29 protein-coding genes and 3 tRNA genes are annotated in these 22,593 nt (G+C 70.7%); 12 read left to right on the top strand and 20 right to left on the bottom strand.

The genetic code is table 11. The annotated features are described in order from the left end of the window. Window positions 1-21: 21 nt before the first annotated feature. From ACQEUX_RS28515 to amcA, 5 genes are all read left to right on the top strand, one after another. Complete coding sequence (locus tag ACQEUX_RS28515) at window positions 22-375, top strand: sterol carrier family protein (protein ID WP_433054765.1); 354 nt, start codon at window positions 22-24, stop codon at window positions 373-375. Window positions 376-543: 168 nt separating this feature from the next. Next, window positions 544-2,082, top strand: a complete 1,539-nt coding sequence (purF, locus tag ACQEUX_RS28520) for an amidophosphoribosyltransferase (protein ID WP_433054768.1) — start codon at window positions 544-546, stop codon at window positions 2,080-2,082. Window positions 2,083-2,141: 59 nt separating this feature from the next. Beyond that, window positions 2,142-3,296, top strand: a complete 1,155-nt coding sequence (gene purM / locus ACQEUX_RS28525) for a phosphoribosylformylglycinamidine cyclo-ligase (RefSeq protein ID WP_433054771.1) — start codon at window positions 2,142-2,144, stop codon at window positions 3,294-3,296. A gap of 126 nt (window positions 3,297-3,422) precedes the next feature. Then, window positions 3,423-4,526 (top strand): cyclophane-forming radical SAM peptide maturase AmcB, encoded by a 1,104-nt coding sequence (gene amcB / locus ACQEUX_RS28530; protein WP_433057199.1) that lies wholly within the window; start codon window positions 3,423-3,425, stop codon window positions 4,524-4,526. Next, complete coding sequence (gene amcA, locus ACQEUX_RS28535) at window positions 4,495-4,722, top strand: multiple cyclophane-containing RiPP AmcA (protein WP_433054774.1); 228 nt, start codon at window positions 4,495-4,497, stop codon at window positions 4,720-4,722. Before amcB ends, amcA begins: the two co-directional genes overlap by 32 nt. Before the next feature lie 137 nt (window positions 4,723-4,859). Here amcA and ACQEUX_RS28540 read toward each other — a convergent pair whose 3' ends face one another. Continuing rightward, window positions 4,860-5,075, bottom strand: a complete 216-nt coding sequence (locus tag ACQEUX_RS28540) for a DUF3073 domain-containing protein (protein ID WP_030332207.1) — start codon at window positions 5,073-5,075, stop codon at window positions 4,860-4,862. A 306-nt stretch (window positions 5,076-5,381) separates the two neighbouring features. Then, window positions 5,382-6,464, bottom strand: a complete 1,083-nt coding sequence (locus ACQEUX_RS28545) for a Glu/Leu/Phe/Val family dehydrogenase (RefSeq protein WP_433054777.1) — start codon at window positions 6,462-6,464, stop codon at window positions 5,382-5,384. 193 nt (window positions 6,465-6,657) lie between these two features. On the opposite strand from ACQEUX_RS28545, the gene ACQEUX_RS28550 reads away from it, so the two are divergent. Together ACQEUX_RS28550 and ACQEUX_RS28555 are read left to right on the top strand one after the other, a co-directional pair. Then, window positions 6,658-7,497: a hypothetical protein gene (locus ACQEUX_RS28550; RefSeq protein ID WP_433054780.1), complete on the top strand. Its 840-nt coding sequence runs from the start codon at window positions 6,658-6,660 to the stop codon at window positions 7,495-7,497. Between the two features lie 250 nt (window positions 7,498-7,747). Then, window positions 7,748-7,957, top strand: a complete 210-nt coding sequence (locus tag ACQEUX_RS28555) for a BldC family transcriptional regulator (RefSeq protein ID WP_007073996.1) — start codon at window positions 7,748-7,750, stop codon at window positions 7,955-7,957. An 85-nt stretch (window positions 7,958-8,042) separates the two neighbouring features. Here ACQEUX_RS28555 and ACQEUX_RS28560 read toward each other — a convergent pair whose 3' ends face one another. Next, entirely contained in the window at window positions 8,043-8,432 is a 390-nt protein-coding gene (locus ACQEUX_RS28560) for a PPOX class F420-dependent oxidoreductase (protein WP_433054783.1), read from the bottom strand. Between the two features lie 54 nt (window positions 8,433-8,486). On the opposite strand from ACQEUX_RS28560, the gene ACQEUX_RS28565 reads away from it, so the two are divergent. Beyond that, the gene (locus ACQEUX_RS28565; protein WP_433054786.1) at window positions 8,487-9,266 is read left to right on the top strand and encodes a class I SAM-dependent methyltransferase; all 780 of its coding nucleotides are present in this window, start codon (window positions 8,487-8,489) and stop codon (window positions 9,264-9,266) included. 57 nt (window positions 9,267-9,323) lie between these two features. On the opposite strand, the gene ACQEUX_RS28570 is transcribed toward ACQEUX_RS28565, so the two are convergent. After that, window positions 9,324-9,611 (bottom strand): hypothetical protein, encoded by a 288-nt coding sequence (locus ACQEUX_RS28570; protein ID WP_433054789.1) that lies wholly within the window; start codon window positions 9,609-9,611, stop codon window positions 9,324-9,326. A gap of 177 nt (window positions 9,612-9,788) precedes the next feature. Between ACQEUX_RS28570 and ACQEUX_RS28575 the strand changes: the two genes are divergently transcribed. Together ACQEUX_RS28575 and ACQEUX_RS28580 are read left to right on the top strand one after the other, a co-directional pair. Beyond that, window positions 9,789-10,646: a 3-hydroxyacyl-CoA dehydrogenase family protein gene (locus ACQEUX_RS28575; protein ID WP_433054792.1), complete on the top strand. Its 858-nt coding sequence runs from the start codon at window positions 9,789-9,791 to the stop codon at window positions 10,644-10,646. After that, window positions 10,643-11,386: an enoyl-CoA hydratase/isomerase family protein gene (locus ACQEUX_RS28580; RefSeq protein ID WP_433054795.1), complete on the top strand. Its 744-nt coding sequence runs from the start codon at window positions 10,643-10,645 to the stop codon at window positions 11,384-11,386. Before ACQEUX_RS28575 ends, ACQEUX_RS28580 begins: the two co-directional genes overlap by 4 nt. 64 nt (window positions 11,387-11,450) lie before the next feature. Here the strand turns inward: ACQEUX_RS28580 and ACQEUX_RS28585 are convergent, their stop codons facing one another. Then, a complete protein-coding gene (locus ACQEUX_RS28585; protein WP_433054798.1) occupies window positions 11,451-12,794 on the bottom strand; it encodes an ABC transporter substrate-binding protein in 1,344 nt (447 codons plus the stop codon). A gap of 155 nt (window positions 12,795-12,949) precedes the next feature. On the opposite strand from ACQEUX_RS28585, the gene ACQEUX_RS28590 reads away from it, so the two are divergent. After that, window positions 12,950-13,339, top strand: coding sequence for a hypothetical protein (locus ACQEUX_RS28590; RefSeq protein ID WP_433054801.1), 390 nt, complete (start codon window positions 12,950-12,952; stop codon window positions 13,337-13,339). Between the two features lie 57 nt (window positions 13,340-13,396). Here the strand turns inward: ACQEUX_RS28590 and ACQEUX_RS28595 are convergent, their stop codons facing one another. Further along, the gene (locus ACQEUX_RS28595; RefSeq protein ID WP_433054804.1) at window positions 13,397-13,585 is read right to left on the bottom strand and encodes a hypothetical protein; all 189 of its coding nucleotides are present in this window, start codon (window positions 13,583-13,585) and stop codon (window positions 13,397-13,399) included. A gap of 153 nt (window positions 13,586-13,738) precedes the next feature. On the opposite strand from ACQEUX_RS28595, the gene ACQEUX_RS28600 reads away from it, so the two are divergent. Next, entirely contained in the window at window positions 13,739-14,446 is a 708-nt protein-coding gene (locus ACQEUX_RS28600; RefSeq protein ID WP_433054807.1) for a DUF2786 domain-containing protein, read from the top strand. 13 nt (window positions 14,447-14,459) lie between these two features. Here ACQEUX_RS28600 and ACQEUX_RS28605 read toward each other — a convergent pair whose 3' ends face one another. The 14 genes from ACQEUX_RS28605 to crtI all read right to left on the bottom strand — a co-directional run bounded on the left by ACQEUX_RS28605 (window position 14,460) and on the right by crtI (window position 22,590). Then, on the bottom strand, window positions 14,460-14,984 hold the full coding sequence (locus ACQEUX_RS28605) for an SRPBCC family protein (RefSeq protein WP_433054810.1): 525 nt from the start codon (window positions 14,982-14,984) through the stop codon (window positions 14,460-14,462). Between the two features lie 112 nt (window positions 14,985-15,096). After that, a complete protein-coding gene (locus tag ACQEUX_RS28610) occupies window positions 15,097-15,795 on the bottom strand; it encodes a cation diffusion facilitator family transporter (RefSeq protein WP_433054813.1) in 699 nt (232 codons plus the stop codon). Beyond that, window positions 15,792-16,139 (bottom strand): ArsR/SmtB family transcription factor, encoded by a 348-nt coding sequence (locus tag ACQEUX_RS28615; RefSeq protein WP_433054816.1) that lies wholly within the window; start codon window positions 16,137-16,139, stop codon window positions 15,792-15,794. Before ACQEUX_RS28615 ends, ACQEUX_RS28610 begins: the two co-directional genes overlap by 4 nt. Window positions 16,140-16,222: 83 nt before the next feature. Further along, window positions 16,223-16,426 carry a hypothetical protein gene (locus ACQEUX_RS28620; protein ID WP_433054819.1) on the bottom strand — a complete coding sequence of 68 codons (204 nt, stop codon included), beginning with the start codon at window positions 16,424-16,426 and terminating at the stop codon, window positions 16,223-16,225. Window positions 16,427-16,539: 113 nt separating this feature from the next. Beyond that, on the bottom strand, window positions 16,540-17,166 hold the full coding sequence (locus ACQEUX_RS28625) for a dihydrofolate reductase family protein (protein ID WP_433054822.1): 627 nt from the start codon (window positions 17,164-17,166) through the stop codon (window positions 16,540-16,542). Continuing rightward, window positions 17,163-17,639 carry an SRPBCC domain-containing protein gene (locus tag ACQEUX_RS28630; RefSeq protein WP_433054825.1) on the bottom strand — a complete coding sequence of 159 codons (477 nt, stop codon included), beginning with the start codon at window positions 17,637-17,639 and terminating at the stop codon, window positions 17,163-17,165. The genes ACQEUX_RS28625 and ACQEUX_RS28630 overlap by 4 nt, the downstream gene beginning before the upstream one ends. Then, complete coding sequence (locus tag ACQEUX_RS28635; protein ID WP_433054828.1) at window positions 17,636-17,974, bottom strand: ArsR/SmtB family transcription factor; 339 nt, start codon at window positions 17,972-17,974, stop codon at window positions 17,636-17,638. Before ACQEUX_RS28635 ends, ACQEUX_RS28630 begins: the two co-directional genes overlap by 4 nt. Before the next feature lie 211 nt (window positions 17,975-18,185). Beyond that, window positions 18,186-18,259 (bottom strand) — tRNA-Phe (locus ACQEUX_RS28640). A gap of 99 nt (window positions 18,260-18,358) precedes the next feature. Beyond that, window positions 18,359-18,432 (bottom strand) — tRNA-Asp (locus ACQEUX_RS28645). 31 nt (window positions 18,433-18,463) lie between these two features. Next, window positions 18,464-18,536: transfer RNA gene (locus ACQEUX_RS28650), tRNA-Glu, on the bottom strand. 154 nt (window positions 18,537-18,690) lie between these two features. Continuing rightward, a complete protein-coding gene (locus ACQEUX_RS28655) occupies window positions 18,691-19,479 on the bottom strand; it encodes a polysaccharide deacetylase family protein (protein ID WP_433054831.1) in 789 nt (262 codons plus the stop codon). 75 nt (window positions 19,480-19,554) lie between these two features. After that, the gene (locus ACQEUX_RS28660) at window positions 19,555-20,502 is read right to left on the bottom strand and encodes a MerR family transcriptional regulator (protein WP_433057201.1); all 948 of its coding nucleotides are present in this window, start codon (window positions 20,500-20,502) and stop codon (window positions 19,555-19,557) included. Continuing rightward, entirely contained in the window at window positions 20,492-21,112 is a 621-nt protein-coding gene (gene idi / locus ACQEUX_RS28665; protein WP_433054834.1) for an isopentenyl-diphosphate Delta-isomerase, read from the bottom strand. Before idi ends, ACQEUX_RS28660 begins: the two co-directional genes overlap by 11 nt. Further along, the gene (gene crtI, locus ACQEUX_RS28670) at window positions 21,109-22,590 is read right to left on the bottom strand and encodes a phytoene desaturase family protein (RefSeq protein ID WP_433054837.1); all 1,482 of its coding nucleotides are present in this window, start codon (window positions 22,588-22,590) and stop codon (window positions 21,109-21,111) included. The genes idi and crtI overlap by 4 nt, the downstream gene beginning before the upstream one ends. Between the last annotated feature and the right edge of the window lie 3 nt (window positions 22,591-22,593).

The raw sequence follows: 22,593 nt of genomic DNA on the forward strand, positions 1-22,593 counted from the left end.
TGTGGGTCGTATCGTCCCGTCGTGTCCTCTCCGCACAGTAAGTCCGCTGCTGTTACGGCCGCGTTGTCGGCGCTCGACGAGGGGCGTACACCCGAACGGCCGGTGTTCCGAGAGGCGGTCCGGTCGTTGTTGGCCGTCCTCGCGGAGCGCGCCCCCGGCCGATCGGTGGAGGTGCGCGTCCCACCATACGGGGCGATCCAGTGCGTACCCGGACCTCGACACACCAGGGGAAACCCGCCAAACGTGGTCGAGATGGGTCCGGACACCTGGTTGGAGCTGGCGACCGGGAGGATCGGGTGGGCGGAGGCGGTCACCGAGGGTCGCGTCCAGATGAGCGGTGTCCGGGCGGACCTCTCGGCGTATCTGCCCCTCTAGTTGTCCCGATGTCCTACTCAGCGTAACGCTGAGCGCGGAAGTCGTGACTCGCTGTATCGACGGCGATTCGCGTACACTGTCAGGCGACGACAGTGGTCCCGGCAGAGGAGTGTGGATCCGCCCGTGATCCCCGCCCGGCCGGTCCAGACCAGCATGAGGGAGCGGTAGGTGCCCCGAGGCGACGGCCGGCTGAGCCACGACCTTGACCCCCAACGACCTGGCCCACAGGATGCCTGTGGCGTCTTCGGCGTGTGGGCCCCCGGCGAAGAGGTTGCCAATCTGACCTACTTCGGCCTCTACGCTCTGCAGCACCGCGGCCAGGAGGCGGCGGGCATCGCGGTGAGCGACGGCTCCGGCGTGGTGGTCTACAAGGACCTTGGCCTGGTGGCCCAGGTCTTCGACGAGCCGACCCTGGCGAGCCTGCGCGGCCACCTGGCGATCGGCCACGCCCGTTACTCGACGACCGGCGCGTCGAACTGGGAGAACGCCCAGCCGACGATCCGGTCGACCACCGCAGGCACGACCATCGCGCTGGCCCACAACGGCAACCTGGTCAACACGGCCGAGCTGGAGAAGGAGGTCGCCGAGCGCGGCCTCGTCGCGGATGGCTCGACGAACGACACCTCCCTGGTGACGATGCTGCTCGCCAGCCGACCGGATCTGTCGGTCGAGGCGGCCGCACTGGAGGTGCTGCCGCAGCTGCGCGGCGCCTTCAGCTTCGTCTTCATGGACGAGTCGACCCTCTACGCGGCCCGCGATCCGCACGGCGTCCGCCCGCTGGTGCTCGGTCGCCTGGAGCGCGGCTGGGTGGTGGCCAGTGAGACCGCCGCACTGGACATCGTGGGTGCCAGCGTGGTGCGTGAGGTCGAGCCGGGCGAGCTGATCGCGATCGACGAGAACGGCCTGCGCTCCACCCGGTTCGCCGCGCCGGAGCCGAAGGGCTGCCTCTTCGAGTACGTCTACATCGCCCGTCCGGATGCCACGATCGCCGGGCGCAACGTGCACGCGACCCGGGTGCAGATCGGCCGACAGTTGGCCAAGGAGCACCCGATCGAGGCGGACCTGGTCATCGGTGTGCCGGAGTCCGGCATCCCGGCCGCCATCGGCTACGCCGAGGCGTCCGGCATCACCTACGGCGCCGGCCTCATGAAGAACCCGTACGTGGGTCGCACCTTCATCCAGCCGTCGCAGACCCTGCGTCAGCTCGGCATCCGACTCAAGCTCAACCCGCTCCGGGAGAACGTCCGGGGCAAGCGGCTCGTGGTCGTGGACGACTCGATCGTGCGCGGCAACACCCAGCGCGCCATCGTGCGGATGCTGCGCGAGGCGGGTGCGCTGGAGGTGCACGTCCGGATCTCCTCCCCGCCGGTCAGCTGGCCGTGCTTCTACGGCATCGACTTCGCCACCCGGGCGGAGCTGCTGGCCAACGGGTTGGACAACGACGGCATCCGGCGCTCCATCGGAGCCGACACGCTGGGTTACGTTTCGCTTCCTGGCCTGATCGCCGCGACCGAGCAGCCGAAGACCCGGCTGTGTCGGGCGTGTTTCGATGGGGAGTACCCGATCGAGCTGCCGGCCGGCGACCTGATCGGCAAGCACGTGCTCGAAGGGGTGGGCCGACGGGTGACCAACTCGGCACCGGAAGCTCCGCACACCAACGGCTCGTCCGTCGCCACTCCGGGTGGCGTTACCGCAAACCGCCCGTAGCACCAACCGGCGCGGCCCGGCCACCGCCGGCGCGGCACCGAGAACCAAAGGGGAGAACCGTGACGCACGTGTCCGAGCGCAGCGGCGCAGGAAGCAGCCCGACCGGCGCCGGCGGCGACCACCAGCCCTGGACGGGCGGTGCCGGCCGTCAGGCGCGCAAACGCTCGGTCTCGTACGCCGACGCCGGGGTCTCCATCGACGCGGGCGACCGCGCGGTGGAACTGCTCAAGTCGAAGGTGCGTCAGACCCGCCGCCCCGAGGTGCTGGGTGACCTCGGCGGGTTTGCCGGCCTGTTCCGGCTGGACACGAAGAAGTACAAGAGCCCGATCCTGGCGTCGTCCACCGACGGGGTGGGCACCAAGCTGGTGATCGCCCAACAGATGGACATTCACGACACGGTCGGCATCGACCTGGTCGCGATGGTCGTCGACGACCTGGTGGCCTGCGGTGCCGAGCCGCTGTTCCTGCTCGACTACATCGCCACCGGCGAGGTCGTGCCGGACAAGGTCGCCGAGATCGGCGCGGGCATCGCCGACGGCTGCCGGTACGCCGGCTGTGCGCTGCTCGGCGGGGAGACCGCGGAGCACCCCGGCGTGCTCCGCCCGGACGAGTACGACATCTCCGCGACCGGTGTCGGGGTGGTCGAGGAGGCCGACATTCTCAGCCCCGAGCGGGTCGAGGTGGGCGACGTGGTGATCGCCATGCGCTCGTCCGGGCTGCACTCCAACGGCTACTCGCTGGTCCGGCACGTGCTGCTCGGCGCGGCCCGGATGCGCCTGGACATCGTGATCGACGACTTCGGTCGGCAGCGGACCCTCGGTGAGGAGCTGCTCACCCCGACCAAGATCTACGCCAAGGACTGCCTCAAGCTGATCGCCGAGGCCGAGGTGCGGGCGCTGTCCCACATCACCGGCGGCGGCATCCCCGGCAACCTGGTCCGGGTGCTGCCGGAGCACGTCGACGCGGTGGTCAACCGGTCCACCTGGAAGCCGCAGCCGATCTTCGACCTGATCCAGTCGAAGGGTCGGATCGACGACCAGGACATGGAGTCGACCTTCAACATGGGCGTCGGCATGTTCGCGATCGTCTCGGCCGAGGACGCCGACCGGGCGCTGGCCACGCTGACCGGCCGTGGGGTCGAGGCGTGGCAGGCCGGCGAGATCATCGAGGGCACCGGCAACGTGCAGATGGTTGGTCAGCACACCCGGGGATGATCACGCTCTGGTGATCGTACGGGCACCTGATCAGGGCTTCACCCGAGTGGCCAATGCCGCCTAGCCTGAAGGGCTCAGGCTAGGCGGAGGAGGGCGATGGCTGCTCGGGGACAGTCGTTCAGCGGGATGCGCGGTCTTGCCGCCGTCCCGTCGTACGTTGTCATGCAGCCCACCACCCTCTGCAACCTCGACTGCGCGTACTGCTACCTGCCGTTCCGTGCGGTCGACCGGCGGATGCCGGTGTCGGTGGCCGAGGCGGTGGCGGCGGCGGTCAACCCCTGGGCGGCGGCCGGCCGGTTCTCGGTGGTGTGGCACGGCGGCGAGCCGTTGGCGGCCGGTCGGGAGCATCTCGCCGCCCTGATCGCGCCGTTCGGGCCTGAGGTCGAGCACCACGTGCAGACCAACGCCACCCTGATCGACGACGACTGGTGCGACTTCTTCGCCCGGCATGAGATGCGGGTGAGCGTGAGCGTCGACGGGCCGCGGGCGCGTAACGGCGACCGGGTCAATCGGAGCGGCCAGCCGGCGTACGACCGGATTCTGCGCGGCGTCACCGTGCTGCGCCGTCGCGGCCTGGCCTTCTCCGCGCTGGCCGTGGTGTCGCGGCCTGAGTCGGGGCTCGCCACCGAGTTGTATGACTACTTCCTCGAGCTTGGCTGCGACGTGTTGGGCATCAACATCGAGGAGACCGAGGGGGTCAACACCCGCGACAACCGCCACGACCCGTCGGCGGTTACCGCGTTCTGGGCCGAGTTGGTCGCGGCCTGGCGCCGTGAGCCCCGGATTCACCTGCGCGAGATCGAGTGGTCGCTGCGCTACGCCGCGGCGGTGCTCGACAACTCGGCGGACGGGGTGCTGCCCCGCAAACTGGACCCGATCCCGACGGTCGGTCACGACGGCTCGGTGACCGTCCTCTCCCCGGAGTTGGCCGGCTTCACCGACCCCCGCTACGGCGACTTCAGCAGCGGCAACGTGCTGACGACCCCGCTGGCGGAGATCCTTACCGGTGCGGCGGCGACGCCGTGGGTGGGGGAGTTCCTGGCTGGGGTGGAGGCGTGTCGGGCGTCCTGCCCATACTTCGGCTTCTGCGGGGGCGGCCATGCCGCCAACCGTTACTTCGAGCTGGGGCGTTTCGACGGCACGGAGACCGAGCACTGCCGCAACAGCAAGATCCGCCTATTGGAGGGAGTGTTGGAGCATGCCCGAGACCACCAGTCACCGGCGGCCTGAGCGCGAAGCGGATGACGGAGTCGCCGAGCGGGTGCGGGAGGCGGCTCCTGCGCTCGTCGCGCTGCTGCAGGAGGCCGAGGACGCAAGACGGCTGCGCTCGGAGGTGTCGGGCGGGGACGGCGCCGGCGCGGTCTGCGCCTGGAACCACTTCGAGAACATCCCGACGTTCTACAACTGGAACAACCGCCCGCGTTGAGGCTAGCCGTGATCAGGGGCCTGTCGAGCGACCGGAGTGGCTCCGGTCGCGCCAGGCCCCTGATCGTCGGCACCTACACCCGCAGGGGACGTGCTTGAGCACGCGGGGGTCACCGCGTGCTCAGCTGCGTCGAGAGGTCAGCGGGTCGGACGGACCCAGGGATCCGGGTCGTCGTCCGCGTGATCCTCATCATCGTCGTCGACGAACTCTTTAGAGTCGTCGTCGAAGTGGTGCTCAGACTTACCAGCACCCGCCAGTTCGCGCTGCAAGGCGGTGAGGTCGGTGTTCGGGGAGTGGTACTTCAACTCCCGGGCCACCTTTGTCTGCTTGGCCTTAGCACGGCCGCGCCCCATGGCTCGACCCCCTCGCACAGAATGCGGGGCAGCCCGAAGGCGGGCCCCGATGACGTCAGGCATCTCTCGTGGCTCTTACGGTACATGGGGATGCCACCGTTCGGCACCTCGGGTTACCGTCAGCCGGCTCTGCGCGTCGCGTCGATCCGGCCGTCACCCAGTGTACCGGGTAAGGAGCGGAACGGTTAGCACCCGTGACACCGGACAAACCGCATCAAACTTGATCCTGCCTCAGCTTACCGAGCCCAGGCCGGCAAAGGAGGCCCGGAGGCGGATCCCGTCGATCCGATCCGCCTCCGGCAACGCTCAGCGCAGGTGGATCGCGCGCAGCCGGCCGACGTCCGCCATCCGCCGCTCCGCCAGCCGGTCCGCAGCTACCGCCGGCGGCACGCCCTCAGCGTCCGCGAGGCGCAGGATCTCGCGGGTGGTGTCGTAGATCCGGGTCGCCCGCAGCTTCGCGCGGTCGAAGTTGAAGCCCTCGATCTCGTCGGCGACCTGGATCACGCCACCGGCGTTGACCACGTAGTCCGGGGTGTAGAGGATGCCCCGGTCGGCCAGCAGCTTCTCGATGCCCGGGTGGGCGAGCTGGTTGTTCGCCGCCCCGGCCACCACCTTCGCGCGCAGCGCCGGCACGGTGTCGTCGTTCAACGCGCCACCCAGAGCGCACGGGGCGTACACGTCGATGTCCGAGGCGATCAGCGCACTGGCGTCGTCCACCACGCTGACCTGCGGGTAGTTGGTGCGGACCCACGCCAACGCCTTCGGGTTGACGTCGGTGGCGACGACCTCGGCGCCGTCGTCCAGCAGATGCCCGGTGAGGTACTTGCCGACCTTGCCCAGGCCGGCCACGCCCACCCGCCGGCCACGCAGGCTCGGGGTGCCCCAGACGTGCTCGGCGGCGGCCCGCATGCCCTGGAAGACGCCCCAGGCGGTCAGGATCGACGAGTCGCCGGCGCCGCCGTGCTCCACGCTGCGGCCGGTCACGTACCGGGTCTCGCGCGCCACGACGTCCATGTCCGCCACGTACGTGCCGACATCGCAGGCGGTGTAGTAGCGACCGCCCAGCGACTCCACGAAGCGACCGTACGCGCGCAGCAACGCCTCGCTCTTGATCTGCTCCGGGTCGCCCCAGATGACGGCCTTGCCACCACCCAGGTCCAGCCCGGCGAGCGCGTTCTTGTACGCCATCCCGCGGGACAGGTCGAGCACGTCGGCGAGCGCGTCGTCCTCGCTGTCGTACGGGTAGAAGCGGGTGCCACCGAGCGCCGGCCCCAGCGCGGTGGAGTAGATCCCGATGATCGCCTTCAGCCCGCTCTGCTTGTCCTGGCAGAACACGATCTGTTCGTGACCGGTCGATGCCGGGTCGTCGGTGCTCGCGAATACGCCCATGACTGCTCCTGGAGTGGTGTGCGCCCTTGTGGGACGCGGACCTGCTGGACCCCGGCGGGGATGCTGCCGGTGTGATCGAGCCTAGTATCGGCCGCCGTGAGGGTGCTCGACGTGCCGGCCGCCGTCCCACGTTGCGGCGCGCGTGGTCCGGCCGCTGACCGCGTTCGCGTGCGGTTCGTGGGAGGATCGCGCCGTGCCGTCGCTCTTCGCTTCTTACCTGCGCGTGTACGAGCCGCTGACCGCCTTCGATCGGGACCGGCAGACCTACTGGCGCCGCTACGTCTCCGAAGGCCGGGCGGTAGCCCCGGTCGAGGGGCCCGGTCGGCAGCGGACGGCGGTGATCGAGGCGCTGGGCGCCGGCTGGACCCGACTGCCGGACCTGCCGGAGGAGGCGTACGTCCTGGAGACGGACGACAGCCTGCTGGTCTGCCCCTGGAACCTGCGGATCCGGGTCGCTGAGGCGGCTCTCAGCGCCCGGGACGGGGTGCCCTCGGTGCTCGCCGACGCCTTCGTGCCGCCGGTGCTCGCCGGGCAGGCCAGGGCGGTGGTCGACGACTGGCGCAGTGGAGCCCGGGTGCTGGAGCACGGGGTGCCCCGGGTGCACGAGCAGATCGCCACCTGGGGGGTGCCGCTGCGCTGGTTCGTGCTCTTCGACCCGGCGGAGCGGGACCTGGTCAGCCAGCCGGGCCGGCGGGCGCTGCGCTACCGCACCGAGATCTCCAAGGCCCGCCGCCGGTCGTCGCGGGCGCTGTCGGTGCTGCGCAAGTCGGTGGGCGAGGCCCCGATCACCGAGGCGGTGGAGGAGGCGGCGCGCTGGCTGGAGGAGTTCCATCCGCGGTCGGTGGTGGAGCTGGACTATGGCGGCCTGGTCGACCTGCTCTCCGACGAGACGCTGGCCGCGGACGACTCACCCGAGCTGGTCGCCGGCGGCCTCGCGGGGCTGTCGCGCGGTGAGGCCGAGGAGGCGTCCGCCGCGTACGACAAGCTGGTGGCCCGGTGGCGCGCGGTGCAGTTGTTGGAGCGGTGCAACTAGGGCATATCACCCGAGGAACGCTCCCAAGGTGAGTTGTGCTCGTAGTTGACGCATCACGAACCGTGATCATGAGTCCGAATAAGGTACTTTCTGCCATGTAAAAGTCGTAAAAATCGGGCATGGTTCATCCGTCCGTCTAGGGACCTTCATCCGTTCGGCCCATGTCGGACATCGGGGACTAGCCGGACCATGGGAGACGCGTCGGCCGGCGGGACCCCGGCCGATGTCTATACACGTGGAGGAGTGACCGATGGCATCGCGAACGCACGAACCAGAGCCGCTACTCACACCGGCCGAGGTGGCGTCGATGTTCCGTGTCGACCCGAAGACGGTGACCCGGTGGGCCAAGGCTGGCAAGCTCAGCGCCATCCGCACCCTGGGTGGCCACCGTCGGTACCGCGAGTCGGAGGTCAGGGCGCTGTTGCAGGGCCAGATCCCGCAGCAGCGGCAGGGCGACTGAGCCGGCAGCAGTTTTTCCGGTCAGGGGCGGTGGATCTCGATCCGCCGCCCCTTTCCATGTCCGCCGGGCCCGACGTCGGCCCGTCTCAGCGCTGCGCCTCGGCCAACGTCACCCGGATGCCGACCGTGCCACCCTCGCCGCGGCGCAGCCGGCTGCCCAGCAGGCTCAGCCGGCCGATCAGGCGGTACTTGTGCTTGAGCAGGTCACGGATCCGACCGGTGTCGCCGTTACCGCAGATCGTCGCGTGGGCGGGTAGCTCCGCCCCGTGGGGTCGGCCCCGCACGTCGCACGGCGCCACAGTCACGTCTCCGTTGTGGCGGATCCGCTTCACCTTTCCCGAGTCCGCTCGGGTCCAGACCGCCAACGCCTCGCCGTCGCGTACCGCCCAGACCGGGGTCGGCACCGCCCGACCGTCCTTGCGGAAGGTCGTGAGCAGGATGTATTTCTCGGCCGACAGCCGGTCCAGCGTGGTCACGCCGCCAGGATACGACCGCTGCGGGCCACTGAGTGGCCGGATAGCGTGAACGTCGTGACGGGAGAGCCTCTAATCGGTGACGTGATCGGCGAACTGCTGCGGGACACGCTCGCCGTGGCCACCGGGGTGGGCCCCCGACCACTGGTCGGCGGTCGGCTGCCTCGGCCGGTCATCGAAATCATCGAGCGGGACGACGGTCTGATCAACGGCGCGCCGGCCGCGCACTACCTGGACGGGCCGGCGGACTGGCAGCCGTACGACCACCGGGCGGTGGACCGGGTCCGCGGCGAGACGCTGGACATCGGCACCGGTGCCGGACGGATCGCGCTGCTGCTCCAGGAGCGCGGCGTACCGGTCACCGGGCTGGACACCTCCGCGGGCGCGCTGGCGGTGAGCCGGCGTCGCGGTGTCCGCCGGCTGGTGCACGGCACCGTCGACACGCACGTGGCCGACGGTCAGCGGTACGACACCTTCCTGCTGCTCGGTAACAATCTCGGACTGTTCGAGGGTCGGGAGCGTGCCCCCCGGTTCCTGGCCGCGCTCGCCGCGCTGGCCCGACCGGGGGCGCAGATCATCGCGCACGGCACCGACCCGTACGGCACCCGCGACCCGCTGCACACCGGTTACCACGAGCGCAATCGCCGTCGGGGCCGGCTCGGCGGCCAACTCCGGCTCCGGCTGCGCTACCGGGAGCTGGGCACCGAGTGGTTCGACTACCTGGTCTGCTCGGCGGACGAGTTCGCCGCACTGGTGCACGGCACCGGCTGGCGGCTGACCGATGTGGACGACCGGGACGCCCCCTACTACCTGGCCACCCTGCGCCTCGCCGGCTGAGGTACGGAAGGGACCCGGTCATGCACCAGGCGACGACAAGGGTCCCTTCCGCACAGCTCAGACCTGGACGGTCGGGGGGAGCTGCTCGGGCGGAAGGCCGCCGTCGCCGTCGACCACCTCGTCCGGGGTGCCGTCCTCGTCGATGTCGACCATGGTGATGTCCACCTTGCCGTCACCGTCGGTGTCGAACTGGAACAGGTCAGCCTTGCCGTCGCCGTCGGTGTCCACCACCCACACGTCGGTCTGGCCGTCGTTGTTGGTGTCGGCGCGCAGCAGCTCGACCCGCTCGTCGCCCCGCGTCTCCACGGTCTCCCCGTCGGTGACGCTCTCCGGTGCCTGGCTCATGTCGGTGCGGTCCTTCCCTCGGTTGACGGGCCGTCATTACCCGATCCCGCGTTCCCCCACGCATCGTGGGGGTCGACGAGCTGTCTAGGGTCGCACCATGAGCGAGCGGAGCGGGCGCAACACCCGGGCCGGTGTGGCGGGGACCCCGCGTGCCGGTGGGCGGGACAGGGAGGCGTGATGAGCGATCGTTTCGTGGTCGTCGGTGCCGGCACGATGGGGCTCGGCATCGCGTACGTGGCGGCCGGAGCCGGGCACGCCGTCGAGTTGGTCGAGGTGGACCCCGACCGGGGTGCGGGCGCGCTGAACCGGCTCGCCGACCTGTGGGAGCGGGCGGTGCAGCGCGGGAAGCTGAGTGCCGACGAGGCCGCCGCGAACCGGCAGCGGGTGACGCTGAGCCCAACGCTCGCCGAGGTTGCCCCCACCCCCGAGGTGATCGTGGAGGCGGTGCCGGAGCGGCTCGACCTGAAGCGGGCGGTGCTGCGCGACGCCGCCGCGCTGCGCCCGGCGCTGCTGGGCAGCAACACCTCCAGCATCGCCATCGGCGAGCTGGCCGCCGGGCTGGACGCGCCCGAGCGTTTCCTCGGCCTGCACTTCTTCAATCCGGTCTGGGCGATGGCGCTGCTGGAGATCGTGGTCGGCCCGGCCACCGCCGAGGAGACCACCGCCGCGGCCGTCGCGCTCGCCGGCCGGTTGGGCAAGGACCCCGTCGTCGTACGCGACCTGCCCGGCTTCGCCACCTCCCGGCTCGGGGTCACCCTCGGGCTGGAGGCGATCCGGATGGTTGCCGACGGGGTGGCCAGCCCGGCCGACATCGACAAGGCGATGGTGCTGGGCTACCGGCACCCGATCGGGCCGCTGGAGCTCACCGACCTGGTCGGCCTCGACGTGCGGCTGGACATCGCCCGCACCCTCCAGGCCGCGTACGGAGACCGTTTCGCGCCGCCGCCGCTGCTCCTGGAGATGGTGGCCGAGGGGCGGCTGGGTAAGAAGTCGGGGCACGGCTTCTACCGGTGGGACGGCGGTGCGAAGCAGTGACGGGGCTCCGGATCGAAGAGCGGCCGGGCCGGCTGGTCGTCACCCTGGACCGGCCGGAGAAGCGCAACGCCATCGACGCCGACCTGATCGCCGAGCTGCACCAGGTCTGCGCCGAGTTGGAGGCGCGCCCCCGGCTCCTGCTGCTCACCGGTGGCGCGGCGGGCATCTTCGCCGGTGGCGCCGACATCGGTCAGCTCCGGGAACGGGGCCGCACGGACGCCCTCGCCGCGATCAACTCCGCCGCCTTCGCCCGGATCCGGGCGCTCCCGATGCCGACCGTGGCCGCCGTCGACGGCCCGGCCCTGGGCGGCGGCGCGGAGCTGGCGTACGCCTGCGATCTGCGGGTGTGCACGGCGCGGGCGGTCTTCGGCCAGCCCGAGGTGCGGTTGGGCATCCTGGCCGGTGCCGGCGCGACCCACCGGCTGCCCGCGTTGATCGGCGAGGGCCGGGCCAAGGAGCTGCTCTTCACCGGCCGGCGGGTGGACGCCGCGGAGGCACTGCGGATCGGTCTGGTGAACCGGGTGGTGGACAGGCCCGACGATCTGCTGACGGTGGCACACGAGCTGTTGGACGAGATCGCCCTGGGCTCGCCGCTCGCGCTGCGGCTGACCAAGTTGGCGGTGGACGCGCCCGCCGCCGCGCACCCACAGCTCGATCTGGTCAGCCAGGCGGTGCTCTTCGAGGACGAGGAGAAGCACCGGCGGATGACCGAGTTCCTGGAGCGCCGCCGAACGCGGTGACTCCCGCACCGAAACGGCCGCACCGGCGGAATGCCGGTGCGGCCGTCGTGGTCCGCTGTCGTGCTTACTGCCGGATCTGCACCCCGGCGTCGGCCAAGCCGCGAATCACCTGGGCGGACTCGCCGAAGCCGATGATCAGCACGGCGTCCGCGCCGAAGCTCTTGATCTCCTTCGCGCCGTCGCCGAAGTCGACCGGGGGTGCCTTGGCATCGGCCGGCGGCTCGTAGGTCATCAGCTTCAGCCGGTCGCCGCCGATGCCGGCCTTCTCCAGCTCGTCACGGACGGTGGCCTGAAGGCCCTCACCGTAAGAGTCCTTGCGGGCGACGATGACGATCTTCTGCGACCCGTCGCGGAGGATCACGTCGGCCAGGGCCCGGCCCTGCAGGCTGTCCGGCGGGGCGGTGCGGAAGTAGAGGCCCTTGTCCTCCACGTCGGTCAGGCCGCTGTCGGTGTTGGACGGCGAGAAGAGGATCTTCCCGGCCTGTACCACGTCCGGCAGCACCTCCCGGGAGATGCCCGAGCCGCCAGCGCCGATGATCACGCTGACCCCGTCCGTCACGTGCTTGGCCACCGTCGCCTTGGCCACCGTCGGGCTGGTGCCGTCGTCACCGTCAATCCAGGTCACCGGCTTGCCCAGCGCGCCGCCAGCGGCGTTGATCTCCTTGATCGCCAACGTGGCGCCAGCGGCCATCGGCGGGTAGGCGATCGCCAGGTCACCGGTTTTCGGCAGCAGGCCACCCAGGATCAGCGGCTTCTGGTCGGGGTTTGCGCCCGGGCGCTGCTTCTTCGGCTTCGGCGGCGTCTTGGTGCTCGCCGCCGACTCGTTGCCGGCCCCGACGAACTCGGTCTTGCCGTCGTTGATCTGCTGCCCGTCGAAGGTCAGCGTGGCGTAGCTCGCGGTGGCCGGCTCACCCTTGTCGGTGAAGCCCGCCCGGGTCAGCGACACGCTGCGGTACTCGATGTCCTGTCCGTTGCGGGCCAGCGCGAGGCAGGTGGCCGGGTCCTCGCAGCGCTGCCCGTCGTTGGTCACACCGACGATCTGCTTCGCGATGGCAGCCGGGTCGGTGCTCCCCGCCAACTGGGCGGCGAGCACGGCGATCACCACCGCGTCGTACGTCTCGGCGGAATAGAGGTAGTCCGTCAGCGCTGGATCGACAGCCCGTAGCCGGCTCTTGAAGTCGTCCGGCAGCGGGGTGAGCGGCGTGGTCCCCTTCATCCCGTCGACGAGACTTGCACGTTCCTTCAACTCCGCAGGATAGGAGTTGAGCATGTTGCCGTCCGTGCCGTAGAGGCGCACCTGTTGGGCGCTTGCCTCTTCGGGCTTGTCATCCCCGCAGGCGCTTGTGGCGAGCAGGATCGTCGCGCAGGCAGCCAGTGAGGCCACCCGCGAACGGCGTGATACGAGCATGGTCGTCCTTCCTCCGGCGAAGGTCCGCTGCGCACATTAGCGTGCCGAGGCCGGCGGCGGGACCGTGGAGGTGGCGTAATGCGCAGGTCGCTCGCGTTGAACACGGACAGTGACCATCGAAAGGGGTCTTGACCGCCCGTCCTACTGTGCGCTGCGTGACGGACCTACCACAGCAGACGTTCGACGACGCGGCCGCCGTGCTCCACTCGGCGCTCATCGGGGATGGAGAGGCGGTGGTGGGAGCGTTCGACGCGGTCGTCGACCGGGCCGGCCTGAGCGGCGCGTACGGGGTCGCCTGGTGCCTGGCCGCGACGATGCTCGGTGACACGCCGGCGGCCAGCGGAGCAACGCTGGACTTCCCAGGGATCGATCAGGCCGGCTACGACACCCGCTGGGTGGCCCGCTTCGTGAGCGCGTGCGCCAACCGGGACGAACCGACCGGGGAGGCGCTGTTCGGCGCCGCGGCGGCCGATGGGCTGCTCCCCGACTGCCTGCTCACGCTGGCCGGCTCGACGATCGCCACCCTGCGCAGCCGAGCCGGGTGACACGCGGCCGGGTCACGGCGTCCGTCGGGGGGCGGACGCCGCGACCGCGCGGGTCACTCAGAACGCGTGGTACGCGATCAGCGGCTCGTACTCGTACCGCAGGTTCTCGAAGCGGACCCGGAAGTTGACCCCGTCCCGGACGTTGGTCGCCACCGTGATCCAGCCCGAGTTGGTCGGTAGGTAGGTCCAGTAGTTGCAGGCGTCCGTCTTGTCGACGAAGATCACGCACGCCTCGGTGGCGTACACGCCGGCGTTGCGGACCTTGATGTCGCGACAGCGGGTCGTGGTGCGGAACTGACCGTCCGTGTTGGACTGATCATCTGACCGTGACGATGATGTGGATCGATCAATGGTGGCGCGGCCCCGATGCTGTCCGGCCCGTGTGGTAGCTCTGTAGGCATGTCCGAGGCCATGCTCAGCAAGGTTCGCAAGCTGTTGGCTCAGGCCGAGGACCCGGCCTGCACGCCCGCCGAGTCCGCCGCGTTCACGGCCAAGGCGACCGAGCTGATCGCCCGCTACGGCGTGGACCGGGCGCTGCTCGCCGCCCGTGACCCGACCACCGACCCGGTCGGCGACCGGGTGCTGGCCATCGTCGCTCCGTACGCCCGCGACAAGGTCGGCCTGCTCGCCGCGGTCGCCGAACCCCTGCGCTGCCGCTGCGTACGCCGCCAGCAGAGCAACGGCTTCGCGCTGCACCTGTTCGGCTTCGCCAGCGACCTGGAACGGGTCGACCTGCTCTTCACCTCACTGCTCGTGCAGGCCGCACACGGCCTGGCCGCCACCGCGGTGCCCGCCGACGACCATCCCGCCGCCTTCCGCCGGTCCTGGCTGGCCGGTTTCGCGCAGGTGATCGGAGGTCGGCTCTGGGCGGCCGAGACGGCGGCGGCCAGCGAGTCGGGCACCTCATCGGTGGCACTGGTGCTGGCCGACCGGTCCGATCGGGTGCAGCGACGGCTCGCCGAGGAATATCCGCGGCTACGCACCGCACCACCGCGCCGGCTGGGCGGCACCGGCTTCGGCTCGGGAGCCGAGGCGGGCCAACGCGCGAACCTGGGTGGTCGGGACCTCGGTGGCGGCTTCGCTGCTGATCGGCGGCTCGGCCGGTGATTCGGCGGGCTCGTCAGGCAGACGTGGTGGGGCGGCGCGACACCGTGGCGACATAGCGGGTGAGCAGCTCGTGCCAGCCGGCGGTGAGCGCCTTGCGATATCCCTCGGCAGCCTCGCCATGCCGGTCGAAGTGCCGATGCTCCAGCTCGACCCGGGTGCGCTCCGGTCCCTCGGCATGGAACAGCACCTCGACCTCGCTTGCCCGGGCCGGGTCCGGCACCGGTGCCCGGTCGGGGCCGATCTGCCAGACGAAGACCAGCCGCCGCGGTGGGTCCCAGGTGAGCACCCGGCCCCAGTCGGCGCGAAAGCCGTACGGGCCGATCTCGTAGAGCATGCCGCCGGCCCGCGGCTCCATGCCCAGCTCGGCGAGAGCATCGGGGCCGGACCAGGTGTACTCGGTGACCCACCAGTCGGTCAGCTCGTCGGTGAAGACCGCGAACGCGTGCTCAGCGGAGCCCGGGACCAGGAGGCTGCACCGTAAGGAGAACCGGTCGCCGTCCTGCCGGATGTCGGCCGGATCAGTCAATTCCTGTCCCATAGGCCCGGACCATACCGGCTGATGCCCGGGTGCGCAGCTTCACGAGGTGCCCGGTTCCGGACACTGGGTTGCTGAGTCGTCACCGACGGGATGCCCCGCCTGGGCGTCGTGATCACGCCTTCCGGTCGGTGCAGCAGCCATCGGCGCAGCCCGGAGATCCGTCGCCGGCGATGCCGGCGGCGGGCAGGGGTGCGCAGTCGTCGCAGTGTTCACCGCGCCAGGCTTCGATGCCTTCCTTGACCGCGACCCCGGCGATGACGAGTGCGGCGACCGGGTCGGCCCACGACCAGCCCCAGGCGGCGTTGAGGACCAGGCCGACGAGCAGCACCGCTGACAGGTAGGTGCAGAGCATGGTCTGTGTCGAGTCGGCCATGACGGTCGCCGAGCCGAGTTCCCGCCCGGTGCGCCGCTTGGCCCGTACGAGCAGGGGCATCACGAGCAGTGACGCGGCGGCGAGGCCGATGCCGACCGGGCTGGCGTCGGCGTCGCCACCGGACAGCAGCGAGCGAGCGGCATCGAAAACCACCCATGCCGCGAGGGCGAAGAACGATGCGCCGATGAGGCGGAGCGCCAGCCGTTCGCGGTCCTCGGGAACCCGAGCGCGGAACTGCCAGATCAGTACGGCCGCGCTGGACACCTCGACGAACGAGTCGAGGCCGAAGCCGATCAGCGCCGCGGAGGACGCCGCCGCGCCAGCGGCGATCGCGACCAGGCCCTCGATCAGGTTGTAGCCGGCGGTGGCGTAGGCCAGCCAGAGGCTGCGCCGGGCGAGCACCGCCCGACGCTCGGGGGCCAGCAGTGCGGCGCTCATGCGCCCGACGCCGGCGAGGCGTCGGCCGGAGTGCCGTAGGTCGGGCACAGCGCGACCGCTGCGCCCGTGGCGGCCAGAACCTGTTCCGCCGAGCGCAGGAGGTCGAGTAGTTCCGGCCGGGTCAGGGAGTAGAACGACTGGCGGCCCACGACCCGATAGTCGATCAGACCGCAGTCCCGCAGACATGCCAGGTGCTTCGACACCGTCGACTGTGCCAGCCCCAGTTCGCCGGTCACGTCCACCACGCGAACCTCGCCGGACGCGACCCGGCGCAGGATGGCCAGCCGGGTCGGGTCACCGAGGGACCGGAACAGCGCGGCAGCCGGAGCGAGAACGATCGTCATGTGGCGATGATAGCCGGGTATGGCGATGGTTGGGCGCTGTTGACCGTGCTCAGGGGCGGCAGAAAGCAAGGGGCCCGCGTCCGTCAGAAGCCCGATCCCCTTCTGCCGCTCCCCGAGACCGCAGCCTCGATGCGTAGCAACAGGCCCGCGATCACCAGGAGCGCACCCGCGGCAAGGAGTTCGCCGTCGTAGCTTCCGCCAGCCAGGCCAACGGCGAAGATCCCGCCGCCGATCACCGCACCCAGAGTTCCGATGGTCTCGACGATCTCACCAGGCCTTCTGTCCATCGCGGCAGTGTAGGCAGCACACGAAAACGTCTCGGGGACGGCGGATGTACGGCCAGCGTGCAGCAAGCGATGGCAAGCAGGGCTCAGGGAGTGGTCAGATACGTGGGAAGCGTCTACAGGAAAGCGGCGACCCCCTCGTACTCTCCGCTGGGTGCGTCGCCGACGGCTTCGTATTCGAGGAGGAGTAGACCCTTCGCCGTCGCCTCCTGATGCATCAGCAGGAGGCCGACAGACTCACTCGGGTGGGCGAGCAGTCGGCGCCCGGACCCGATGACCGTGGGGGCGACGACGAGCCGCAGTGTGTCGACCAGGCCCGCCGACAGCAGCGAGTTGCCCAGAAGTGCGCTCCCGTGGATCTGGAGTTCCCGCCCCGGCTCCGCCTTCAGTGCCCTGACCGTCTGGACCGGGTCGCCCCGCAGCACGGTCGTGGGGTGCCAGCTCCCCGCGATCAGAGTGTTCGACACGACGTACTTCGGCAGCGAATTCATCCGGCCGGTGAAGGGATCGTCCGGCGCGGTGATCTGCGGCCAGTCGCGCGCGAACGCCTCGTACGTCCGGCGCCCGAGCAGCAGGCCGTCGGCGAGGTCGAGCCAATCGGAGGCGCGCTGGATGAACAGCTGGTCCATATAGGGGACCAGCCAGCCGCCTTTCGTGAAGCCGTCGCTCGTGTCCTCGGTGGCCGAGCCTGGCCCCTGACTGACCCCATCGAGCGTGATGAACTCCGTAACGGTGATCTTCATCGCGGGGCCACGCTCTCGGCGAACCCGGCGAGCTGTTCGGTGACCGACGTCCAGCCGTCGGAGAAGCCGAGCTCCTCATGGCGAGCGCGGGCGGCGGGATCGCCGTGGCGGACGACGACCTGGTATCTCGTGCCCTCTGGATGATCGTGCAGCGTGATCTCGGCGGTCATCAGCACCGGTGCCGGGCTCGTGGGGCGCCACTCACTGTCGATGGCGTTCGTGAACACGATTCGCTCAAAATCGTCGACGACAAGGAAGCACGCGTTCATGTGCGGAACGAACGTGGTTCCGTCGTCACTCAGCCGCGTCACGAACGCGCCGCCCGGCCGGGCCTCCAGGCGGTCGACACGACACACGGCCGGAGCGGGCACCCACCACTGTTCGAGGCGGGAGGCGTCGGTCCACGCGCTCCACACGGTTGTCCGAGGGGCGCGGATGACCCGCTCCAGGCTGAGGTCGAGGTCCGGGTTCACTGCTGGTTCTCCTTGAGATTGGTGACGAACTGCTCCAGGCGGTCGGTGCGCTCATCCCAGATCCGGTGCTGCTCCGCGAGCCAGTCGTCGACAAGGACGAGACGCTCGCGGTTGAGCACACAGGTGCGCACCCGGCCGGACTTGACGGTGTGGATCAACCCGGTCGACTCGAGCGTCCGCACGTGCTTCATGAACGAGGGGAGGGTCATCGGGAACTCGCGGGCGAGATCGCCGACGCTCGTGGGCCCGAGGCCAAGGCGACGGACGACAGCACGCCGAGTCGGATCGGCGAGCGCGACGAATACGCCGTCGAGCTCCGCTGCATACTGTGCCATGCGGCTAAGTATTGCTCTGAGCAGATACTTAGCGCAAGGGCTAAGTGTTGTACGCCTGCCGGTGCCGCCAGACCGTCACGGCGGACAGCAGGGGCAGGACAGGACTTGCCGCAGCGAATTGGGAAGAAACAGCGCGTCAGGGCCAGAAAAAGCAAGATCCCCACCTGCGTTTCCGCTGGTGGGGACCTCTGTAGCCCGGCGAAAGGCTATGTGGCCAGGGGCGGGGTCGAACCGCCGACCTTCCGATTTTCAGTCGGACGCTCGTACCAACTGAGCTACCTGGCCGTGCCGCTCGGCTCATGTTACCCGCCAGCCGGACGAACCGGCGCCAAGGCGACATGCTCCGATACGCAGAACGCCGCGCGAGGCGCGGCGTCGGCGCTGCGGTCCTGACGGGACTTGAACCCGCGACCTCCGCCTTGACAGGGCGGCGAGCACTCCAACTGCTCCACAGGACCTAGCTTGTATTGCTCCGGCTTGCGCCGGTCGTGCCCCCAACGGGATTCGAACCCGTGCTACCGCCTTGAAAGGGCGGCGTCCTGGGCCGCTAGACGATGAGGGCGGCCCCGCCATCATTGCACACTCGCAACTTCAAGCGGACTTGCTCCCATCCGGCCCCGCCGGAGGCTTGGAAAGCATACGTGATGCCTGGTCGGTCGACAAAATCGGTATCGGCAAGGGCCTGGGTCGGCGCATAACCGCAGGTCAAAGCCGGTTTAGCGGAGTTGGGTGATGCCGAAGCGCTGTTTCAGGTCGGCGATCAGGTGCGGGCAGGCGGCGAGCGTCGCGGCCCGGTTGCCACCCCCGTCGTGCAGCAGCACGATGGCGCCGGGACGGGCGGCGGTGTGGATTCGTTTGCCGATCGTGGCGGCGTTCGGCTTGTCCCAGTCCTGCGGGTCGACGGACCAGTGCAGGGGACGCATGCCGAGTCCCTTCGCCACCCCCAGCACCTCCGGCGTCCACCGACCGCCCGGCTGCCGGTAGAAGGACACCTTCGCGCCGGGAGCCGCCGTCCGGATGGCCTTGTTGGTCCGGGCCAGGTCGGCCTGGATCTCGGCGACAGGTCGCCGGGCCAGGTCGAGGTCGTGCCGCCAGCTGTGGTTGCAGAGCTGGTGTCCCTCGCGGACGATCCGGCGGACCAACTCCGGGTGGCGCTGCACCTCCTGACCGACGACGCAGAAGGTGGCGGTCACCTTGGCGGCCCGCAGTTGGTCGAGGACCTTGGGCGTCCAGGCCGGGCTGGGCCCGTCGTCGAAGGTCAGGGCCACCGGGCGTACGCCGGTGTTGCGCCGCAGGCCGGCGGGAAGCTTGGCCGGCAGCGGCCGCAGCGGCGGCTTCGGTGGCTTGGTGACGGTGGGATGCGGCGGTGGGGCAGGGGTGGGCGACGTGGGCGACTCCACCGGCTGCGGCGCGCCGGCGGGTGCGATGGTGTGGTCCGGCTGGGCGCAGCCGGACAAGACCAGCGCCATGGCGAGGACGGACGCCACGACGGCGCGGGCTTGCATCTGTTCGCTCCCGGAGGGGTCGGGGTAGGCGGACCACCCGACGCTAGTTCACGTCGTCAGCGGACGACAGTGCGATCAGTCACCCCTCGACCGGTCCAGGGAGTCGCGGACCGCGACGGCGAGCGAGACCGCCTCGGCCAGGTCGGCCGGCCGCACCACCCCGGCGGGCAGCGTGTCGGCGTGCCAGCCGGGGCCGGCGGCGAGCACCAGCAACGGACGGCGGGGTGCCGCGAGCAGCGCGCTGAGCTGGGCCGGGTCGGCGGTGGCCCGGGTGTGCGACCAGAGCACCACGGCGGCCGGCCCGGTCCGGTTGACCGCCTCGACGAGGGCGGCCACCGGCACCCGGGCGCCGAGCATCCGGTAACTGACCCCGGCCTCCGCGAGAGTCGCCGCCAACGCCTCCAACGGCAGGGTGTGCTGCTCCTCGTCCGCGCAGGAGAGCAGAATCCGGGCCGGCCCGGTGGGAGCCTTGGCCCGACTGGCCGCCGCGAGAGCCTCCGACACGCAGCGGGACACCAGGTGCTCCACCTCGATCAGGCCGGCCGTGGCGGCGTGACGCTCGCCGATGCCGGCGAGCACCGGGCGGAGCAGGCCCTCCCAGGTCGCGACGACCCCGCCAGCAGCCAGGGCGTGCGCGATCGTCTCGCTGATCGCCGCCGCGTCCAGTCGCATCGCGGCCCGCGCCAACCCACGGGCCGCCGGGCCGGCGCGGCCCACCGGGATGGTGCCGCCACCGTCACGGCCGGGTGGGCGGCGGATCCGGCTCTCGGCGACGGTGCCGGTCGGCATCGGATCCGGTGCCTGGCGGGCCCAACGGGCGGCCTCGGCCGGGCTCACCCCCTCGGCGGTGAGCCGTCGCATGATCTCGAGACGGGCCAGGTCGGCCGGCGTGTAGCGACGGTGGTGACCGGGGATGTGCTCGCTGGGCCCGAGCCCGTAGCGCTGGTGCCAGGTACGCAGGGTCGTCACCGCGACCCCGAGCCGGCGTGCGACGGCGCCCGCGCTCAGCGCCTCATCGGCCACCCGACCACTCCGCCGTGTCATCCGCCGACGATCCGGGCGGGGTCACCGCCGGGCCGGATGCGCCGGACGTCGGCCCCGTGGGGCGCAGCAGCCGGTTCACCACCCCGCCCAGCCAGGGCGCGTACGACCGGGGGTCGAGGCCCAGCTCGGTCTCCAGCGCGGCGGGATCGGCCCACCGCAACTCGGCCACCTCGTCCGGGTCCGGCAGTAGCGGGGCCGTGGGCAGGAACTCGCCGCGCAGCACGTGGTCGTACTCGAATTCGACCCGACCGGTCGCCGGGTCCTCGGCGTAGTACATGTAGACGCCGACCTCGGTCAGCTCGACCGGGCCCGCGCCCAACTCCTCGTGCAGCCGCCGGTTGGCCGCCTCCGCGAGCGACTCGCCTGGGCGGGGGTGGCCGCAGCAGGAGTTGGCCCAGCGCAGCGGGAACCGGGTCTTGACGGCGGCCCGCCGCTGGAGCAGCACCTGGCCGTCCGGGTCCACCAGCAGCACCGAGAAGGCACGGTGCAGCCGCCCCGGGGGCTGGTGTGCGGCCGCGACGGTCGTCTCGCCGTGGGCCTTGCCGGTCTCGTCGACCAACTCGACGAGGTGCTCCTCGCGGCTGCTCATCGGCCCTCTCCGGTGATCCGGCCGGCGGCGAGCTTGCCGGAGATCAGCACCATCGGTACGCCGACGCCGGGCTGGGTGCCGGAGCCGACGAAGACCACGTTCGACAGGTCGCGGTGCAGGTTCGACGGGCGGAACGGGCCGGTCTGGAAGAGGGTGTGCGCGGAGGCGAACGGAGTGCCGGCGGCCATTCCCTGCTCCGCCCACTCCGCGGGGGTGATGGCCTGCAGCACCTCGACCCCGGCGCCGAAGCCGACGTAGCCGCGCTCCTCCAGGGTGCCGATGAGCTGGTCGCTGTAGCGCTGGGTCAGGTCTCCGCGCCACTCGAACGGGGCCCGGTCGAGGTTGGGCACCGGTGCGAGGACGTAGTAGGTGTGCCGGTCCGGTGGGGCCACCGAGGGGTCGGTCCGGCTCGGGTTGGTGACCAGCAGCGAGGGGTCGGTCATCAGCTCGCCCCGCCGGATGACCTCATCGAAGGTGCCCTTCCATGCGCGTCCGAAGTGGATGTTGTGGTGGGCGATCTTCGCATATGCCTGTCGGGAGCCGACGTGCAGAACGACGCAGGACGGCGAGTAGGTGAGCCGGCGCCGCGGGGCGGCGGGGAGCAGGTCCCGGTAGGCGACCGGCAGGTCGGGGTTGAGCACCACCACGTCCGCCGGCACCAGTTCGCCGTCGGCGGTGAGCACGCCGGTGGCCCGGCCGTTCGCGGTCTCCACCCGGGTCACCGTGGTGTCGTATCGGATCTGCACGCCGTGCTTCTCGGCCGCGCCGGCCATCGCCTTGGACACCGCGTGGATGCCGCCGCGCGGGAAGTAGACCCCGGCCACCGAGTCGAGGTACGCGATGACCGCGTAGATGGCCAGCGCGTCATGCGGCGCGAGGCCGGCGTACATGGCCTGGAAGGAGAAGATCCGCTGGGTACGGGGGTCCCGGAAGAACTGATTGATCTTCGTCTGGAGACGGCGGAAGGCTCCGCCGGTGAGCAGCTTGAGCAGGTTGCCGGTGATCAGGTCGGTCGGCGCGTCCAGGTTGCGCTCGATGAAGTCGGCCCGCTCCAGGCGCCACAGCTCCCGCGCGTAGTCGACGAAGCGCAGGTATCCGTCCGCCTCGCGTGGACCGCAGACCCGGGAGATCTCGGCCGCCATCCGGGTGGTGTCGGTGAGCACGTCGAGGGTCGAGCCGTCCGGGTAGTACGCCCGGTAGGCGGGGTCGAGCGGGGTCAGGTCGAGCCAGTCGCGCAACTCCTCACCGACCGCGCCGAGCGCCTCGGCGATCAGGTCGGGCATGGTGAGCACGGTCGGGCCGGTGTCGAACTCGTAGCCGTCCACGGCGAGCCGGCCCGCTCGCCCGCCGGGCACCGGCTTGCGCTCCAGCACGGTCACCTGTCGGCCGCTGCCCGCCAGGTGCAGCGCACAGGCGAGCCCACCCAGCCCGGCACCGACGACCACCACCCGGTCCGTCCGTCCTGTCACCGTCCGCACCTG

Origin of the sequence: Micromonospora sp. CA-259024, from assembly GCF_050936255.1 — a bacterium.
Taxonomy (GTDB): domain Bacteria; phylum Actinomycetota; class Actinomycetes; order Mycobacteriales; family Micromonosporaceae; genus Micromonospora.